An 18,463-nucleotide genomic window follows, 5' to 3' on the forward strand; every position below is an offset into this window, starting at 1 on the left:
AGCCGGGCGCGGCGAGAGGCAAGCCCCGTGCAGCACCAGGCGCAGCCTGCTAAGCGTCCTGGCGGCGGGCGCTGGCCCGGCCAGCCCTCGCGGATATGTCGGGAAGCATGACGATGAGCGCCAGACCCGGCCGCAGCAACACGATCCTGGACATCGCCGGCCTTAAGGTCGGCAACGCGCAGGACCGACGGGTGCGTACCGGGGTGACCGTGGTCCTGCCCGATGCGCCTTGCATGGCGGGGGTCGACGTCCGCGGCGGAGCCCCCGGGACCTGCGAGATCGACCTGCTCGACCCGATGAACACGGTGGATGCGGTCCATGCCCTGGTGCTCTCCGGCGGCTCCGCATTCGGCCTGGACGGCATGGGGGCAATCCGCGCCCGGCTGGCGACCCGGAAGATCGGCTTCGAGATCAAGGATGCGGTGGTGCCGATCGTGCCGGGTGCTGTGCTGTTCGACCTGGTGAACGGCGGCGACAAGGATTGGGGCGAGGATCCACCCTTCCGTCGCTTGGCGCTGGAGGCCCTGGAGCGGGCGGGCGCTCCTCTGGAACTCGGCTCGGTGGGTGCCGGCGCGGGGGCAGTGGCCGGCACGGTGGCAGGCGGTCTCGGCAGCGCGTCGGCGGTCTGCCCGGTGACCGGCTGCACGGTGGCGGCGCTGATCGCGGTCAACTCGGTGGGCGAACCTGGCTTTCCCGACGATCGCACCTTCTATGCCTGGTACCTGGAACAGGACGGCGAATTGGGCGGGCAGACCCCGCCGGAGGGGCCGGTCTCGCTGGCCCTGCGCGGCAAGATCGGCGCAGTGGCGGGCGCCAACACCACGATCGGGGTGGTCGCCACCGACGCGAAGCTGACTAAGGCGCAGGCACGGCGGATGGCGGTGATGGCCCATGACGGGCTTGCGGTGTCGATCCGACCGATCCACACGCCCTTCGACGGGGATACGATCTTCGCACTCGCCACGGCCCGACGGGACCTGGCGGTGACGGCGGAGGCGCTGACCCGTCTGGGCGCTCTAGCGGCGGACTGCACGGCGCGCGCGGTGGCGCGCGGCGTGCTCGCTGCCGGAAGATTGGGATCGACGCCGTCCTGGCGGGAACGGGCGGCTGGGGGAGATGTGGGATGAGGTGGTCTGACCTGCTGCTCGGCAGCGCGCTGGCGCTGGCTGCGATGGGCGGCGCCGCGCTGGGGCGCGACACGGTGGCGCTGGGCGTCGTGCTGGAGCCGCCGCACCTGGATCCGACCGCGGGGGCGGCGGCGGCGATCGACGAGATCGTCTACGCCAACCTTTTCCAGGGCCTGACCCGGATCGACGATGCCGGGATGGTCCAGCCGCAGCTGGCCGAGTACTGGACGATCTCCGAGGACGGCCTGAACTATACCTTCCACCTGAAGGAAGGGGTCACCTTCCACGACGGCAGCGCGTTCGACAGCGCCGACGTGAAGTTCACGATCGAGCGCGCTTTGGCCAAGGACAGCGTCAACGCGCAGAAGGGCCTGTTCGAGCCGATCGAATCGGTCGAGACGCCCGATCCGTTGACGGCGCTGATCCGGCTGAAGCGGCCGACCGGGCAGTTCATCTGGAACCTGGCCTGGGGCGACGCGGTGATGGTGGCGCCCGAGAGCGCCGACACCAACAAGACCAGCCCGGTCGGCACCGGCCCGTTCCGGTTCGAGGAATGGCGGCAGGGCGACCGGGTGGTCCTCACCCGCCGCGAGGGCGCCGACGTGCCGCTGGCCAAGGTGACCTTCCGCTTCATCGCCGATCCCGCCGGCGCCACGGCCGCGATGATGGCCGAGGACGTCGACGCGTTCTCCAACTTCCCGGCACCCGAAGCGCTGCCTCAGTTCGAGGCTGATCCGCGCTTCACCGTCGTGGTCGGCACCACGGAGGGCGAGACGATCCTCGCGATCAACAACGCCGCCAAGCCGTTCGACGATGTGCGGGTGCGCCGGGCGATCGGCCATGCCATCGACCGGCAGGCCCTGATCGAGGGGGCGATGATGGGGTACGGCATCCCGATCGGATCGCATTTTAGCCCGAGCCATCCGGCCTATGTCGACCTGACCGGCACGTCCGCCTACGACCCGGACCGGGCGCGCCAGCTCCTGGCCGAGGCCGGGGTGGAGGACCTGCAGGTCACCATCAAGCTGCCGCCGCCCAGCTACGCCCGGCGCAGCGGCGAGATCGTGCAGGCGCAGCTTGCCGAAATCGGCATTCAGGCGGAGCTGGAGCCGATGGAGTGGGCACAGTGGCTGGAGCAGGTCTTCACCAACAAGGACTATCAGCTCACCATCGTGAGCCACACCGAGCCTCTGGATATCGATATCTACGCGCGCGACGACTATTACTTCAACTTCAATGACCAGGGCTTCCGGACCCTGGTGGCCGAGGTCAAGGAGACCACCGACGAGGCGCAGCGCAACGTGCTGTATGGCGAGGCCCAGGAGATGCTGGCCGAGAAGGCGGTCAACGCCTTCCTGTTTGAACTGCCCAAGCACGGGCTCTGGAACGCGAAGCTGGAGGGCATGTGGGTCAATGCGCCGATCCAGGCCAACGACATGACCGGCGTGCGCTGGCAGGAGTGAGGTCCCAGGCCGCCCTCGACATCGTCATGCGGCTGGCGGTGGCGGCGGCGACCCTGCTTTGCGCCTCTGTCCTCGTCTTCGCGGCTCTCAACGTGCTGCCGGGCGACCCGGCAGCCGTCATGCTGGGCACCGAGGCCAGACCGGACACGCTGGCGGCCCTGCGCCTGCAGATGGGGCTGGACCAGCCTCTGGTGGTCCGCTGGTGGAACTGGCTGGCGGGCATTTTCAAGGGCGATCTCGGAACCAGCCATACCTATGGGGTGCCGGTGGCGGACCTGGTTTTGGCCAGGGCAGTGGTGAGCGTGCCGCTGGCTGCGCTGGCGCTGGCCGTGGCGATCGGCATCGGCATCCCGGCCGGGCTGTTCGCCGGGTCGCGCCAGGGCCGGATGGCGGATGCCCTCACCATGGGGGCGGCCCAGATCGGCTTGGCCGTACCGTCGTTCTGGATCGGCATCCTGCTGGTGCTCCTGTTCGCGATCCTGCTGCGCTGGCTGCCGGCGGGCGGCTTCCCGGGCTGGGCCGAGGGCATCCTGCCGGCCATCCTCGCTCTGCTCCTGCCCGCCCTGGCCCTCGGCCTGCCACAGGCCGCGGTGCTGGCACGGGTGACCCGGACCGCGATCGTCGAGACGGCGCGGCTGGACTTCGTGCGCACCGGGCGCGCCTTCGGGCTGACCCGGGAAGAGGCTCTGCGCCGCCACGCCCTTCCCAACGCCCTGCCCCCGATCGTCACCGTGATCGGTCTTCAGTTCTCCTTCCTGCTGGCCGGCACGGTCATCGTGGAGAACGTCTTCTACCTGCCGGGCCTGGGCCGGCTGATCTTCCAGTCGATCGGCGGGCGCGATCTGCCGACCCTGATGAGCGTGATCATGCTGCTGGTCGCGACGGTGATCCTGGTCAATCTCGTGGTGGACCTGGCGCTGCTGCGCCTCGACCCGAGGCTGCGGCTTCGTGGCTGACGCACGTCACGGGCGCGTCCTGCTGTGGACGGGCGCTGCGATCACCCTTGCCATGCTGGCGCTGCCGCTCCTCTCCTTCGCCTGGACTCCGTTTCCGCCCGCCGCGATCGACGTGAAGGCGCGGCTGCAAGGTCCAGGCATCGCTCACCTGCTGGGCACCGACCCTTTCGGGCGCGACCTGCTTTCGATGCTGATGGTGGGAGCCCGCCACTCCGTGCTGATCGCTGTCGCGTCGGTGGCGCTGGGTGCGGGCGTGGGCGTGCCTCTCGGCGCGCTTGCCGCCGCCCAGGGCGGCTGGCTGGACTCGGTGGTGATGCGCGGCAACGACTTGGTGTTCGCCTTCCCAGCCGTGCTGACCGCCATCATGCTGGCAGCAGTCCTGGGTCCTTCGATCGGCGTCGCCATCCTGGCGATCGGCCTGTTCAACGTCCCGGTATTCGCCCGGGTGACCCGTTCCTCCGCGGTCCGGATCTGGCCGCGGGCTTTCGTCCAGGCGGCGCTTCTGTCGGGCAAGGGGCGCACCCGCATCACGCTGGAGCATGTCCTGCCCAACATTGCCGACCAGCTCCTGGTCCAGATCACCCTGCAGCTGGGCCTGGCCATCCTGGCCGAGGCGGGGCTTGGCTATCTGGGGCTGTCCGTCCCTCCGCCTGCCCCGACCTGGGGACGGATGCTTGCTGACGCGCAGAGCTTCCTGGCGCTTTCGCCGCGCCTGGCCCTCCTGCCTGGCCTGGCGATCGCCCTCACGGTGCTGGGCCTGAACATGCTCGGCGACGGCCTGCGCGACCGGCTGGACCCCCGCCTGCGGGGCAGCCGATGAGCCTGCTCCTGGAGGTGGAGGACCTGGCCGTCCGGCGGCGGGACGCCACCCCGCTCGTCGAGGCCGTCTCGTTCCGGCTGCGACGCGGCGAGCGGCTGGGGATCGTCGGCGCATCCGGCTCGGGCAAGTCGTTGACGACCCACGCCATCGCCGGCCTGCTCCCCGAGGAACTCGTCGCCTCGGGTCAGGTACGTCTGGACGGCAAGGAGATCCTGGGCCTCCCGGAACCGGCACGGGCACGCCTGCGTGGCCGACGGATCGCCATGGTGTTCCAGGAGCCGATGACCGCCCTGGATCCGGCGAGGCGCATCGGCGCGCAAGTGATGGCGCCCATGGAGATCCATGGGCTGGGCAGCCGGCAGGAGCGGCAGGCCCGCATGGAGGAACTGCTGGCTGCGGTCGGCCTTCCGGTCCACCGCCACTCGCCACGGGCGTTTCCGCACGAGCTCTCGGGCGGGCAGCGCCAGCGCGTGCTGATCGCCGCGGCGCTGGCCGCCGAACCCGACCTCCTGCTGGCCGACGAACCAACCACCGCCCTGGATCTGGTCACGCAGCGGCAGATCCTGGATCTCTTGGACGAGCTTGCGTCGAGGCAGGGGCTTGCCCTGGTGCTGGTCAGCCACGACCGCTCCGTGATCGCCAGGATGTGCTCTCGGTCGCTGGAGATGCGTGCGGGACGGGTGGTCCGCGCCACCAGATCCACTGGCCCGCCTGGGCCGGCAGCAGGTTCAGAAGCGGCCGCCGCTCGTTGCCTGTTGGATGGCGCGCCAATCCTCGATGCGGCCGACCTTGTCCGCCACTACCGGCTCCCGGATGGGCGCACCTGGAAGGCAGTAGACGGGGTGAGCCTGCGGATCGAGGTTGGCGAATCGGTGGGCCTGGTCGGCGCCTCCGGCAGCGGCAAGTCGACCCTGTCCAGGCTGCTGACCGGGCTGGAGCGGCCGGACCGGGGGCAGGTCCGCCTGGACGGGCGCGATCCGGCGGAGCGGGATGCCGTGCGGCACTCGGTGCAGCTGGTGTTCCAGGATCCTTTCGACAGCCTGGACCCGCGCTGGAAGGTCGGCCGGATCGTGGCGGAGCCCCTGGATCATGACCGGCTTGCCAGGAGCGAGCGGCAGGCGCGGGTCGCGCAGGCCCTGGCCGAGGTCGAACTGCCCGCCGACGCAGCGGAGCGCCATCCTCACCAGTTCTCGGGTGGGCAGCGGCAAAGGATCGCGATCGCCCGCGCCCTGGTGGCGCGGCCAAGGCTCGTGGTTCTGGACGAGCCGCTCTCCGCGCTGGACGCGGCGGTCCAGGAGCAGGTCATCGGGCTGCTGGAGCGACTGCGCATCCGCCATGGCCTGACCTATCTCCTGGTCAGCCACGACCTGGAAGTGGTGCGTCAGCTTTGCGGCCGGGTCCTGGTTCTGGACGAGGGCAGGCTTGTCGAAGCGGGCCTGGTCGACCAGGTCCTGCGGCATCCGGCATCGCCCGCGGCGCGGGCACTCGTGGAAGCGGTGCTCGCCCCCACCGTTGCACCGCAACAGACGCGCGATTATTAAGCGGGTCGATGTACGGCACCCGAGCAGGGTTCCTGCGTTTCGTCCGGTTGGGATGTCCCAACAGCAATTCGAGGAACTCATGGACGCCACTCGGCGCTCGGTCTCGCTCGGTCTTTCGGCTCTGTCCCTGCTGGGTTTGACCGGCCTGAAGGAGGCGTTCGCCCAGGCGGAGGCCCAGCCGGAGCAGACCGGCCTTCGGTTCGGACCGCCGCAGCCCTTCTCGTTCGAGAACCTGGTGGCCCAGGCCGAGGCCGCCTCCCGGGAGCCCTACGCCTCGCCGATCATCCGGTTCGACGACATCCTGGACCGGATCGATCCCGAGGTGTTCGCCAGCATCCGCTACCGCGCGGATCAGGCCCTGTGGGCGGATGGCGAAGGACCTTGGCCGATCCGATTCCATCATCCGGGACGCTGGTTCAAGCGACCGGTCCACATCAATCTGGTGGAGGACGGTCAGGCCCGTGAGATCCTCTACGAGCCCTGGCTGTTCGAGTTCGGCGAGAAGGCCGACTTCGTCACCGGCCTGCCGGAGGACCTGGGCTTTGCCGGCTTCCGGGTGATGAACAAGCAGGGCGGCGGCGACTGGCTGTCGTTTCTGGGCGCGTCCTATTTCCGGGCTTCCGGCGAGCACGATCAGTACGGGATCTCGGCCAGAGGTGTAGCGATCGACATCGGCCTGCCCACGCCGGAGGAGTTCCCGGCCTTCCGCGAGTTCTGGATCTCGCGCGCGCCCGACGGCAGCGACGACCTGCTGATCCATGCCTTCCTCGACGGCCCGGCGCTGGCCGGCGCCTACCGGTTCCTGGTGAAGCGACCGGGTGCGGTCACCATGGATGTCGAGGCCAAGCTGTTCATGCGCCATGGGGTGCAGCGCTTGGCCCTGGCTCCGCTCACCAGCATGTACTGGTTCTCCGAGACCAACCGGCACACCGCCACCGACTGGCGGCCGGAGATCCACGACAGCGACGGACTGGCGATCTGGACCGGCGCCGGCGAGCGGCTGTGGCGGCCGCTGAACAATCCTGCGCAGCTGATGGTGTCCTCGTTCGCCGACACCGACCCGAAGGGGTTCGGCCTCCTGCAGCGCGACCGCTCGTTCAGCTCCTATGAGGACGATTCGCTGTTCTACGAGCGGCGGCCGTCCCTTTGGGTCGAGCCGCTGCAGCCCTGGGGCAAGGGTGCGGTGCAGCTCGTCGAGATCCCGACCAATGTCGAGATCCACGACAACATCGCCGCCTACTGGGTCCCGGAGGCAAAGACCGAGGCGGGCACCAGGTTCGACCTGGCCTGGCGCCTCTACTGGCAGGACGCAATCCCCGAGCCGCCGTCGGTTGCCCGCTGCGTCGCGACCCGGATCGGCAAGGGCGGACTGCCCGGGGCGATGCAGGAGGGCGACCAGAAGCGGTTCGCCGTGGATTTCGAGGGACCGGCCCTGGAGCCTTTGCGCAAGGGCGAGGACGTCCAGGCGGTGGTGGCCGCCTCGCGTGGCGAGATCGTCAACGCCTTCGCCTTCCAGCTGGTCGGCACCAAGCGCTGGCGCGCGATCTTCGAGTTGTCGGTGGATGGCCAGGAACCGGTCGACCTGCGCCTGTTCCTGCGCCTGGGCGACAATGCCCTCACCGAGACCTGGCTCTACCAGTATCATCCGTTCCGCTTTGCGGCCGGGCCTTCGGGCTTCGGGGAGGAGTGAATCTTGGCATATACGAACATTCTGGTGGACCGGCGGGATGCGGTCGGACTGATCACGCTCAACCGTCCCAAGGCGCTCAACGCCTTGAACGACGAGCTGATCGCCGAGCTGAACGCCGCGCTGGATGGGTTCGACGCGAATCCGGAGATTGCGGCCACCGTGATCACGGGCTCGGAGAAGGCATTCGCCGCCGGCGCCGACGTCAAGCAGATGGCCGAGATGGGCTTCGTTGAGGCCTATGAGAGTGACTTCATCGCCGGCTGGGCCAAGGTCGCCGACAAGCGCAAGCCGCTGATCGCGGCGGTTGCCGGCTATGCCCTCGGGGGAGGATGCGAGCTCGCGATGATGTGCGACATCATCATCGCCGCCGAGAATGCGCGGTTCGGCCAGCCGGAGATCAATCTGGGCACCCTGCCCGGGGCGGGCGGCACCCAGCGCCTGGTCCGCGCGGTCGGCAAGTCCAAGGCGATGGACATGATCCTGACCGGCCGGATGATGGATGCCGCCGAGGCGGAGCGCTCCGGCCTGGTCACCCGGGTGGTACCCGCCGCCGAACTGCTGGACGAGGCGATCAAGATCGCCCAGGCGATCGCCGGCAAGAGCAAGCCTGCCGTGCGGATGGCCAAGGATGCGGTGAACGCCGCCTTCGAGACCTCGCTGGCCGAGGGACTGCGCTACGAGCGGCGCGCCTTCTATGCCAGCTTCGCCACCGAGGACCGAAGCGAAGGCATGAACGCCTTCGTGGAGAAGCGCTCGCCGAACTTCCAGCACCGCTGAGCGGCCGGCTGGTTCCGGCATCATTGGGGATAAGCCTGGGTTGACGTGGGCGCAGCCTGGGGATAAGAGCCCTTCTCACTCTGAACATTGGGCAATCGCATCGTGGCGCATACGCTTTCCGCGAAGAAACGGGTGCGGCAGACCGAGGCGCGAACCGCGCGCAATCGGGCTCGCACCAGCAAGATCAAGACCTTTATGAAGAAGGTGGAAGCCGCGGTCGCCAAGGGCGATGCGGATGCCGCCGCCGCCGCGTTCAAGCTGGCGCAGCCTCAGCTGGCACGTGGTGTCGGCAAGGGCGTGCTGCACAAGAACACGGCTGCGCGGCGTATTTCGCGCCTGGCCCATCAGGTGAAAAAGCTCGCGGCAGCCGCCGCCTGATTTTTCCGCAGTTTTCGAAGAACAAGCGGCGGTGGCGCAAGTCATCGCCGCTTGTTTTGTTGTATTCTGTTTTCCTTATATTAGCTGTCCGCGATCTTTCAACCTATGAGAGAATTTTCGTTTGTGGCAGATCGGATGCTTGCCTCCCCCCTGCCTCGGCATTACTATCGTCAGACGTTCAGCCGCCTTGTTGTGGCGTCGAATTTCGGTCGAGTATTTAACCTTTAGGTCTGAGAACCATTTCGCGACGGCATAGTAACTGGACCAGCTCGGGACAGCTTATTCTATCGCCGAAGTCGAAAAAACGCGGTCCCAGCCCTTGCTCGAACTGTTTCGACGTGGCGCCGGCAGGTGAAGCCCCCAGCATTGCGGGCCGATCGATGCGGGCAGGCGGCCGGATACGAACGAAACGCGGTTCGATCGGCAGGGTCGTCTTCACCCTCGATCGGATCTTGGTGACAACGCGACAGCCGGGTCAGGGTACGGATGATCGTGCCGCAGTCGAGCGATCTGGATACGCAGTGGGCACAGGTACGTAACCTCCTGCGCGCCGAAGTGGGCGACACCGCCTTCAGCACCTGGCTGAAGCCGTTGCTCGCCCTCGGCATCGAGGGCGACCGCGGCCTGGTCTCGGTCCCGACCCAGTTCATGCGGGACTGGGTGGCGGCCCACTATGCCGACCGGATCCGGATGCTCTGGAACGGGGTGAACAGCCAGATCCGCTCGATCACCCTGGTGGTCGTGCAGGGCAAGGGCGCGCCCGGCAGTGCCGGCACCATCGTGAACCGCGAGCAGCCGCCCTTGCGGGTGGTGGAGCCGCAGCCGCGGCCGGTCAACGACACGCCCGACGAGCTGTCCGTGCAGCTCGACCCGCGCCTGACCTTCGAGAACTTCGTGGTCGGCAAGCCGAACGAGTTCGCGGTGGCGGCGGCCGAGCGGGTGGCGACCTCGCCCAAGCCCATGTTCAATCCGCTGTTCCTTTATGGCGGGGTCGGCCTCGGCAAGACCCATCTCATGCACGCGATCGGCCATCGGTTCATGCAGATCGATCCGACCAAGAAGATCGTGTTCATGACCGCAGAAAAGTTCATGTACCAGTTCGTACGTGCCCTGCGGATCAAGGAGACCATCGCGTTCAAGGAAATGTTCCGTTCCGTCGACCTGCTGATGGTGGACGACGTGCAGTTCATTTCGGGCAAGGACAGTACACAGGAAGAATTCTTCCACACCTTCAACACGCTGGTGGACCGCGGCAAGCAGATCGTGATTTCTGCGGATCGCAGTCCGTCTGACCTGTCGGGCCTGGAGGAGCGGATCCGCTCCCGGCTGGGCTGGGGCCTGGTCGCCGACATCCATCCCACCACCTACGAGCTGCGCCTGGGCATCCTGCAGGCCAAGGCTGAGCAACTCCGCTCCGACGTGCCGCAGCGTGTCCTGGAGTTCCTGGCGGCCAGGATCACCTCGAACGTCCGCGAGCTGGAAGGCGCCCTGAACCGGATGGTCCATCAGGCCAGCCTGACCAATCGGGCGGTCTCGGTCGACATGGCCCAGGAGATCCTCCACGACCTCCTGCGCGCCAATGACCGCCGGGTGACGATCGAGGAGATCCAGAAGGCCTGTGCCGAGCACTACCAGATGAAGATGTCCGACCTGACCGGGCCGCGCCGTTCCCGCGCAATCGCCCGCCCGCGCCAGGCCGCCATGTATCTGTGCAAGCAGCTGACCCCCCGCTCGCTGCCCGAGATCGGCAAGAAGTTCGGCAACCGCGACCACACCACGGTCATGCATGCCGTCCGGCAGATCGAGAAGCTGGCCGGCGAGGACCGGCAGCTCGCCGACGACATCGAGCTGCTCAAGCGGCGCTTGATGAGCTGACGGTCCGGCGGCAGGATCCATGCCGTTCGTTCCTGCCGTGATCGCTGCCGACAGCGGAGGGAATGCCGGTGTCGGATCGCCCATGAGACACGTCCTTTACGTTTTTTCAGATCCTGGCGTCCCAGGAGCTTGCAAGATTGGCAAGGACCTGCACTGGCCGTCCCGCTTCAAGCAGGCCCGCTGCCACACACCCCGGGGGATCGTTGTCGAGGGCGTGTTCGGCTTTACCACCAAGGTGGACGTCGAGGCGGCTGAACGGGCCGTCCATCGGCTCTTGCCGCTGCATCGGCGACTGGGCGACGTGAACGAGTGGTTCGACCTGCCGGCGGCCGAAGCGATCCGGCGCCTGCAATCCGCCGCTATCATCGATGCATCCTCCGCCGGCCCCGCCGCCCCGCCATCGCTGCCCGCCTCCGCGCGCTTCTACGACGACTGGCGGGACCATCGCCCGGCCGTCGACCGGTTCCGCTGGCAGCTCTGGCTCTTCCGCGAACAGGCACCGGAACAGCGGCTGAAGCTCGCCTATGGCGCGCTGCATGACACTGCCTTCCGCTATGCCTTCACCTACAATCCCTGGCCGGTGCGCCTGGTGGCAGGCTTCGAGCACCGCTCGGCCGTCCCGGCGGAAGACGACGGCAACCGCCGTCCGAATGCCGAAATCCGCGCCGCCTGGGAGGCCGTGCAGCACCGGATGGGCTCGCCCGGCGCCGAAGAAGTGGGTTGGCTCAAGGCTGGAAGCCAGTCCGGCCCTGTTTCGGCGATCCTGCGCGAGTTCCAGATCGTCCCGTTCCGCCTCGATCGGCCGAAGCCGCCGGGCGTCCGTCCCAAGGACAGCAGCGTCGCTGCGCTCGCCATCGGCGCGGTGCCGCCCCAGTCGCGGGTATGCCCCTGTCCGGCGATCTATCCCGCCGAGGGTGCTTCCTGGTCGGGACAGATCCGGTGAGCGGCATCAAGTTCGTCGACCCCTTGTTCAGCCTGGCCGAGGACGAGCGCGTCCTCCTGGAGCGCTGCGTCCACGCCTCCGTGCTGCGCACCGCCTCGCCGCTCAAGGCCCACGAGCGGGTGCGTCTGAGCGAACAGATTGCGACCAGGGCAGCCCTGGCCCTGGTCGCTCAAAGAGACGGCCGGCACCACATCGAGGATGCCAACCTCCGGCGCCGCAACCAGCCGGGATATGATTTTCTGATCGACGGCCGCATTCGGATCCAGCTCAAGGGCAACAGCTTTGTCGAGAGCATCAGCTGGGCGCACACCCCTGATCCGGCCGCGCCCGACCTTGGTTTCGATCTCCTGGTGGCCGCTGACCTGGGCGTGGTTCTGGACGGGCGGGTCGGGCGTCTGGCCGCCAAGCCCATCCCGGTGAAGCCGGTCATCGACTTCTATCTGGTGCCGGGCGACGTGGTCCGCGGCTGGGTGGCGCAGCGCCGGCGTGTGAACGCCCGGGGGGCGCACATCTATCTCTACAAGTACCCGCTGACGCCCGGCACGAGAGAGGACCAGGGCCAGACCCGCGAGCTCGCGGAGTGGCAGGGCCGCTTCGACGTCCTGGACCGCCTGCTGCGGCATTGAACCTGCGGGAACGCACCGATTCCGCCGAAAATTCGTGAACTTAGCGCTGGAGCCTGCTAGCTTCGGCGACCCGGCACGATATTCGTGGACGGGGTTCCGTGATCATTGCGACTTGCCCCGACCATGAAGCTGACCATCGAGCGCGCGCCCCTGCTCAAGTCGCTTGGCTATGTCCAGAGCGTTGTCGAGCGGCGTACGACGATCCCGATCCTGTCCAACGTGCGGCTGGAGGCGCAAGGCGATGAGCTGCTGCTCACCGCCACGGACATGGACCTGACCCTGGTCTCGCGGGAGGCCGCCGAGATTGCCGAGCCCGGCACCACCACGGTGGCGGCGCATACTCTCTACGAGATCGTCCGCCGCCTGGCGGAAGGTGCCGTGATCGAGCTGGAGCAGCCGAACGGCAGCACCGACATGCATCTGCGCTCGGGACGCTCGTCCTTCGTGCTGCCGGCCCTCGCCGCCGACGAGTTCCCGGCGATGAACGAGGAGGACCTGGGCGTCTCCTTCGAGCTGTCCGCGGCAACCTTGCGCAAGCTGTTCGACAAGACCCGTTTCGCGATGTCGAGCGAGGAGACCCGCTACTACCTGAACGGGGTGCATCTCCACGCCACCCGCGGCGAGGGCGCTGCCGCCACGCTGCGCGCGGTCGCCACGGACGGACATCGGCTGGCCCGGGTCGAGACCCCGCTGCCCGAGGGCGCCAAGGGCATCCCGCCGGTGATTGTCCCGAAGAAGACGGTCGGCGAGGTCCGCCGGCTGCTGGACGCCCTGGACCAGGACGCCGAGGTCGGCATCGCCCTTTCGCCCTCGCGGATCCGTTTCCAGATCGGCACCACCGTGCTGGTCTCCCGCCTGATCGACGGCACCTTCCCCGACTACGAGCGGGTGATCCCGCAGGCCAACGACAAGGTGGCCCTGGTCGATGCCAAGGCCTTCGCGGTTGCGATCGACCGGGTCGCGACCGTGGCCACCGACAAGGTCCGGGCGGTCAAGCTCGGGTTCGGCGACGGCAGGGTGGTGGCGTCGGCGGTCAGTGCCGAGGCCGGCCGCGCCCAGGACGAGGTCGACTGCGAACTGTCCGGCGGCGAGATCGAGATCGGCTTCAACGCCCGCTACGTCATGGACATCACCCAGCAGGTCCAAGGCGACACGATCCGCCTGGAGATGGCCAGCGCGGCCTCCCCAACCCTGATTCGTGATCCCGAGGACGTCGCCACCATCTACGTGCTGATGCCGATGCGGGTATGATCCTTTCAGCCAGCGCGCCTGTGGCTGTGGACCGTCCTCCGCAGCCCCTGCCCTGCGCGGTGCGCCGCCTTCACCTGACCGACTTCCGCAATCTCGCCGAAGCCCGCCTGACCCTTCCGGACGGACCCATCGTGCTGTTCGGCGACAATGGCGTCGGCAAGACCAACCTGATGGAGGCTGTCTCGATGCTGGCGCCGGGTCGCGGCCTGCGCCGGGCGCGCGCGGTCGAGCAGGCCCGCCACGGCGGTGCGGGGGGCTGGGCGATCCAGGCGGAGCTGGACGGGCCGGATGGGATTCACCGGATCGCGACCGGGCTGGAGGTGGGGCATGAGCGTCGCCGGTTCCGGCTGGACAGCCAGGACGTTGCGGCGCGCGACGAACTGCCGGCGATCGTGGGCGTGATCTGGCTGACCCCCGCCGAGGACCGGCTGTTCGTGGAATCGCCCTCCGAGCGCCGCCGTTTCCTGGACCGGCTGATCGGTGCCGACGATCCGGCCTATGCCGGCCTGACGAACCGCTACGAGCGGCGGCTGCGCGAGCGCTCCATGGTGCTGCGTGGCGGGCGCCCGGACCCGGTCTGGCTCGCCACGCTGGAAGCCGGCCTGGCCGCCGACGCGGTGGCGATCGCCGCCGTGCGGGCGGAGCGGGTGCGGAGCCTGGATGAGGTGGTGGCGCAGAGCCAGGGGGCGTTTCCGACTGTGCGGCTGCAGCTGGCGGGCGATCTCGAGACGCTGCTGGAGGACCGCCCGGCCCTGGACGTCGAGGAGGAAGTGGCGGCCAGGCTCGCCCGCAGCCGCGACGCCGATCGGGAAGCCGGCGGCGCCTCGATCGGGCCGCACCGCAGCGATCTGGTCGCGATCGATGCGGAGACCACCACACCGGCGGCGCGCTGCTCGACCGGGCGGCAGAAGGCGCTGCTCGTTTCCATCGTCCTGGGCGAGATCGCGCGCAAGCGCCGGGTCGGCACGCTGATCCCGATCCTCCTGCTCGATGAGGCCACCGCTCACCTGGACAGCGTCCGCCGCGCCGCCCTGTTCGAACGCATCACCGAAGCGCCCGGCCAGACCTGGCTTTCCGGCACCGACCACGCGCCGTTCGCGCCTCTGCGCGACAAGGCGGCCTTCTTCCACCTGCAGCAGGGCGACCTCGCCGATCATGTCTGACACGCCCATCATCCCCGCGATTTACGACGCCAGCTCGATCAAGGTGCTGGAGGGCCTGGAGGCCGTGCGCAAGCGGCCGGGCATGTATATCGGCGACACCGACGACGGCTCCGGCCTGCACCACATGGTGTTCGAGGTGGTCGACAACGCCATCGACGAGGTGCTGGCCGGTCATGCCACCAAGGTCGAGGTGATCCTCAACGCCGACGGCTCCTGCACGGTGATCGACGATGGTCGCGGCATTCCGGTCGACCTGCACGCCGAGATGGGCGTGTCGGCAGCCGAGGTGATCATGACCGTGCTCCACGCCGGCGGGAAGTTCGACAAGAACTCCTACAAGGTCTCGGGCGGCCTGCATGGGGTTGGCGTCTCGGTGGTGAACGCCTTGTCCGACCGGCTCGACCTGACCGTCTGGCGCGACGGCTACGAGCATTTCATCCGCTTTGTGGAAGGTGGCCGCGCGGAGGCGCCCCTCGAGGTGGTCGGCCCCTCCGAGGGCCGCCGCGGCACCCAGGTGACCTTCTACCCCTCGCCTTCGGTGTTCACCGGGGTGGAGTTCTCGTTCGAGCAGCTTGCCCACCGCCTGCGTGAGCTGGCCTTCCTGAATTCCGGGGTCGAGATCCTGATGCGCGACCTGCGGGGCGAGGAGCCGCGCGAGGAGCGTCTGTTCTACGAAGGCGGCCTGGCGGCCTTCACGACCTGGCTGGACCGTTCGCGCACGCCTGTGGTCAAGCCGCCGATCACCGTGGGCGGCGAGCGCGACGGCATCGCGGTCGAGGTCGCGATGCAGTGGAACGACGGCTACCACGAGGTCTGCCTTTGCTTCACCAACAACATCCCCCAGCGTGACGGCGGCACCCATCTGCAGGGCTTCCGCCAGGCGTTGACCCGCGTGCTCAACAAGTACGCGGAAGACAGCGGCACCCTGAAGCGCGAGAAGGTGGCGCTGTCTGGGGATGACATGCGCGAGGGCATGACCGCGGTGCTCTCGGTCAAGGTGCCGGATCCGAAGTTCTCCTCGCAGACCAAGGACAAGCTGATCTCTTCGGAGGTCACCCCGATCGTGCAGAACCTGGTCGGTGATGCGCTGTCGCGCTGGCTGGAGGAGCATCCCGCCGAGGCCAAGATCATCATGGGCAAGGTGGTGGAAGCCGCCACCGCGCGCGAGGCGGCCAGGCGGGCCCGGGAACTGACCCGGCGCAAGGGTGCGCTCGACATCGCCAACCTGCCGGGCAAGCTGGCCGACTGCCAGGAGCGCGATCCGTCCAAATCCGAGCTGTTCCTGGTCGAGGGCGACAGCGCCGGCGGCTCGGCCAAGCAGGGTCGCGACCGCCAGTTCCAGGCGATCCTGCCGCTGCGCGGCAAGATTCTGAACGTCGAGCGGGCGCGGGTCGACAAGATCCTGGGGAGCCAGGAGATCGGCACGCTGATCACGGCGCTTGGCACCGGCATTCGCGACGACTTCGACATCGCCAAGCTGCGCTACCACCGCATCGTCATCATGACCGACGCGGACGTGGACGGCTCGCACATCCGCACCCTGCTGCTCACCTTCTTCTACCGGCACCTGCCGGCGTTGATCGAGGCCGGGCATCTCTACATCGCGCAGCCGCCGCTCTACCGGATCAAGCGCGGCAGCAAGGAACTCTACCTCAAGGACGACGCGGCGCTGGAGGATCACCTGCTGGCCACCGTGCGCGGCGAGGTGCAGATCCAGGGTGCCGATGAGCGACAGCTCGATGAGGCGGAAACCGGCCGCGTGTTCGATCTCGCCCGCCAGGCATCCCAGGCGATCCGCAGCCTGGCGCGGCGCCATCCCCCGGAACTGGTGGAGGCGCTCGCCTCGACCCGGCTGGTTGGCGCCGAGGGCCAGCCGGGCCTGGAGCAGGGGCAGGCGCTCGCCCATCACCTGGTGGTGGCCGGCAGCGGCCACTGGCAGGCCACCCTGGATGTCGACGGCATCCTGATCATGCACCGCACCCGTGGCGAGCGGCGCGAGCGCTGGCGGATCGAGACCGCCTTCCTTCGCTCCCACGAGGCGCGCCGGGTCGCCCAGCTCATGGACGAGCTTGTGTCGATCTGGGGCGAACATCCGACGCTGGTTCATGACGAGCAGGTCCAGCCGATCAGCGGTCCTCTGTTCCTGATGGAGCGGGTCGCCACGCTCGGTCGCAAGGGCATGCAGATCCAGCGCTACAAGGGGCTGGGCGAGATGAACCCGGAGCAGCTCTGGGAGACCACGCTGGACCCGACCAAGCGCTCGATGGTGCAGGTTCGGATCGACCATGCCGACGAGGCCGACGAGGTGTTCACCACCCTGATGGGCGACGTGGTCGATCCACGCCGCGAGTTCATCCAGAGCAATGCGTTGCGGGTCGTGAACCTGGACATCTGACCGGCGACGTGGATCGGGCGGGACATGGCGCTGGCTCGGAACGGCTGCCCCGTGGCACCCTCGCCACGGTGATGGGTTGCGAGGGCTGCGTCATGTCGGCCGCATGACGGGCGGGTTCAAAACAGCTAGGGCTCGCTTCATGAGTCGGTCCGGAGCGGCACGGTTGAGAAACGGACCTCCGTGCCTGCAGGCGCAGAACCACTGGTTGATCGACATGAGCCAGGAGCCCTTCCATATTGGCTCACGTCACCACAAGGTCCTGGACCAGAACGAACAACAGGCTGCTAAGTAGAAGAGGAAGCATTCATGGCCCTTATCAACGGCACGCAGGGCGACGACAACCTGGTCGGCACGCCTGAGAACGACGAGATCCATGGCCTGGGCGGCAACGACGGCATTGCCGCCGGGGCCGGCAATGACTTCGTCTTCGGCGAGGACGGCAACGACCAGCTCAATGGCGAGGGCGGCAACGACGTCATCTTCGGCGGTATCGGCAACGATACGGCCTTCGGCGCGGCGGGCAACGACGTGCTGGAGGGCCAGGCCGGCGATGATGACCTGTACGGCAACAACGGCGACGACACGATCCGCGGCGGCGACGGCCGCGACCGCATGTTCGGCCAGGACGGCAACGATGTGATCATCGGCGGCCTTGGCGACGACCGCTTCTATGGCGGCAATGGCAGCGACATCATGGCGGGCGGCGACGGCAACGACATTGCCCATGGCGACCGGGTCATCGCCAACGTCACGCCCACCGTGGGTGCCGCCGACCGGATCTTCACCGGCAATGGCAACGACGAGATCTATGGCGAGTTCGGCGACGACAACATCGACGGCGGCAATGGTGACGACCTGATCTATGGCGGCAGCGTCGAGATCGTGGAGAACACCGGCAACGATGTCGGCACCGGCGGCGACGGCAACGACACGATCTTTGCCGGCGACGGCGACGACCGCTTCTTCGGTGCGGTCGGCGACGACATCCTCAACGGCGAGGCCGGCAATGACGGCCTGTTCGGCGGGCTCGGCAACGACACCGTCGATGGCGGCGAAGGCAACGACGAGCTGGACGGCAAGCAGGGCGACGACACCCTGCTGGGCGGGCTCGGCGACGACCGGATGACCGGCGGCGACGGCAACGACATCCTGGACGGCGGCGACGGCATCGACACGCTGATCGGCCAGGGCGGCAACGACACCATGACCGGTGGCGCTGGCGCCGACAGCTTCGTGGTGCTGCGCGCCGAGGGCGAGGCCGACACCATCACCGACTTCGAGGTGGGATCCGACCTGATCGCGCTGCGCGGGGCCGGCAACACCGTGGAGAACGCCATCGCCAACGCGACCGTGGTCGAGGGCAGCACCGTGCTCAATCTCGGCCTCAACCACACCGTGACGCTCACCGGCGTCACCGGCGTGGACACGAGCTGGTTCGGCTGAGCCGGAAGCGTCCAA

At 68.1% G+C, this 18,463-nt stretch carries 15 protein-coding genes; all 15 read left to right on the plus strand.

Translation table 11 applies throughout. From position 1 onward, the window contains the following. Window positions 1-113: 113 nt before the first annotated feature. The 15 genes from GEMRO_RS0123910 to GEMRO_RS31510 all read left to right on the plus strand — a co-directional run bounded on the left by GEMRO_RS0123910 (window position 114) and on the right by GEMRO_RS31510 (window position 18,448). The gene (locus tag GEMRO_RS0123910; RefSeq protein ID WP_240476755.1) at window positions 114-1,127 is read left to right on the plus strand and encodes a P1 family peptidase; all 1,014 of its coding nucleotides are present in this window, start codon (window positions 114-116) and stop codon (window positions 1,125-1,127) included. Further along, window positions 1,124-2,590 carry an ABC transporter substrate-binding protein gene (locus GEMRO_RS0123915; RefSeq protein ID WP_027136037.1) on the plus strand — a complete coding sequence of 489 codons (1,467 nt, stop codon included), beginning with the start codon at window positions 1,124-1,126 and terminating at the stop codon, window positions 2,588-2,590. The genes GEMRO_RS0123910 and GEMRO_RS0123915 overlap by 4 nt, the downstream gene beginning before the upstream one ends. Window positions 2,591-2,616: 26 nt before the next feature. Further along, a complete protein-coding gene (locus GEMRO_RS0123920) occupies window positions 2,617-3,546 on the plus strand; it encodes an ABC transporter permease (protein WP_035487934.1) in 930 nt (309 codons plus the stop codon). Then, window positions 3,539-4,366 carry an ABC transporter permease gene (locus GEMRO_RS0123925; protein WP_240476759.1) on the plus strand — a complete coding sequence of 276 codons (828 nt, stop codon included), beginning with the start codon at window positions 3,539-3,541 and terminating at the stop codon, window positions 4,364-4,366. The genes GEMRO_RS0123920 and GEMRO_RS0123925 overlap by 8 nt, the downstream gene beginning before the upstream one ends. Next, on the plus strand, window positions 4,363-5,907 hold the full coding sequence (gene nikE, locus GEMRO_RS0123930; protein ID WP_027136040.1) for a nickel ABC transporter ATP-binding protein NikE: 1,545 nt from the start codon (window positions 4,363-4,365) through the stop codon (window positions 5,905-5,907). Before GEMRO_RS0123925 ends, nikE begins: the two co-directional genes overlap by 4 nt. Window positions 5,908-5,986: 79 nt before the next feature. Beyond that, entirely contained in the window at window positions 5,987-7,597 is a 1,611-nt protein-coding gene (locus tag GEMRO_RS31505; protein ID WP_051329416.1) for a glucan biosynthesis protein, read from the plus strand. Between the two features lie 3 nt (window positions 7,598-7,600). Further along, window positions 7,601-8,374 (plus strand): enoyl-CoA hydratase, encoded by a 774-nt coding sequence (locus GEMRO_RS0123940; protein WP_027136041.1) that lies wholly within the window; start codon window positions 7,601-7,603, stop codon window positions 8,372-8,374. 102 nt (window positions 8,375-8,476) lie between these two features. Beyond that, window positions 8,477-8,752: a 30S ribosomal protein S20 gene (gene rpsT / locus GEMRO_RS0123945; protein WP_027136042.1), complete on the plus strand. Its 276-nt coding sequence runs from the start codon at window positions 8,477-8,479 to the stop codon at window positions 8,750-8,752. Between the two features lie 486 nt (window positions 8,753-9,238). Beyond that, entirely contained in the window at window positions 9,239-10,627 is a 1,389-nt protein-coding gene (gene dnaA / locus GEMRO_RS0123950; RefSeq protein WP_027136043.1) for a chromosomal replication initiator protein DnaA, read from the plus strand. Window positions 10,628-10,709: 82 nt separating this feature from the next. Beyond that, window positions 10,710-11,570, plus strand: a complete 861-nt coding sequence (locus GEMRO_RS0123955) for a GIY-YIG nuclease family protein (protein ID WP_157505723.1) — start codon at window positions 10,710-10,712, stop codon at window positions 11,568-11,570. Continuing rightward, complete coding sequence (locus GEMRO_RS0123960) at window positions 11,567-12,196, plus strand: hypothetical protein (protein WP_027136045.1); 630 nt, start codon at window positions 11,567-11,569, stop codon at window positions 12,194-12,196. Before GEMRO_RS0123955 ends, GEMRO_RS0123960 begins: the two co-directional genes overlap by 4 nt. Before the next feature lie 123 nt (window positions 12,197-12,319). Continuing rightward, a complete protein-coding gene (gene dnaN / locus GEMRO_RS0123965; RefSeq protein WP_027136046.1) occupies window positions 12,320-13,447 on the plus strand; it encodes a DNA polymerase III subunit beta in 1,128 nt (375 codons plus the stop codon). Between the two features lie 26 nt (window positions 13,448-13,473). Next, the gene (gene recF / locus GEMRO_RS0123970; protein ID WP_027136047.1) at window positions 13,474-14,610 is read left to right on the plus strand and encodes a DNA replication/repair protein RecF; all 1,137 of its coding nucleotides are present in this window, start codon (window positions 13,474-13,476) and stop codon (window positions 14,608-14,610) included. Next, on the plus strand, window positions 14,603-17,005 hold the full coding sequence (gyrB, locus tag GEMRO_RS0123975; protein ID WP_027136048.1) for a DNA topoisomerase (ATP-hydrolyzing) subunit B: 2,403 nt from the start codon (window positions 14,603-14,605) through the stop codon (window positions 17,003-17,005). The genes recF and gyrB overlap by 8 nt, the downstream gene beginning before the upstream one ends. Before the next feature lie 306 nt (window positions 17,006-17,311). Continuing rightward, a complete protein-coding gene (locus tag GEMRO_RS31510) occupies window positions 17,312-18,448 on the plus strand; it encodes a calcium-binding protein (RefSeq protein WP_051329417.1) in 1,137 nt (378 codons plus the stop codon). Window positions 18,449-18,463: the final 15 nt, after the last annotated feature.

The organism is Geminicoccus roseus DSM 18922, assembly GCF_000427665.1.
GTDB lineage: Bacteria > Pseudomonadota > Alphaproteobacteria > Geminicoccales > Geminicoccaceae > Geminicoccus > Geminicoccus roseus.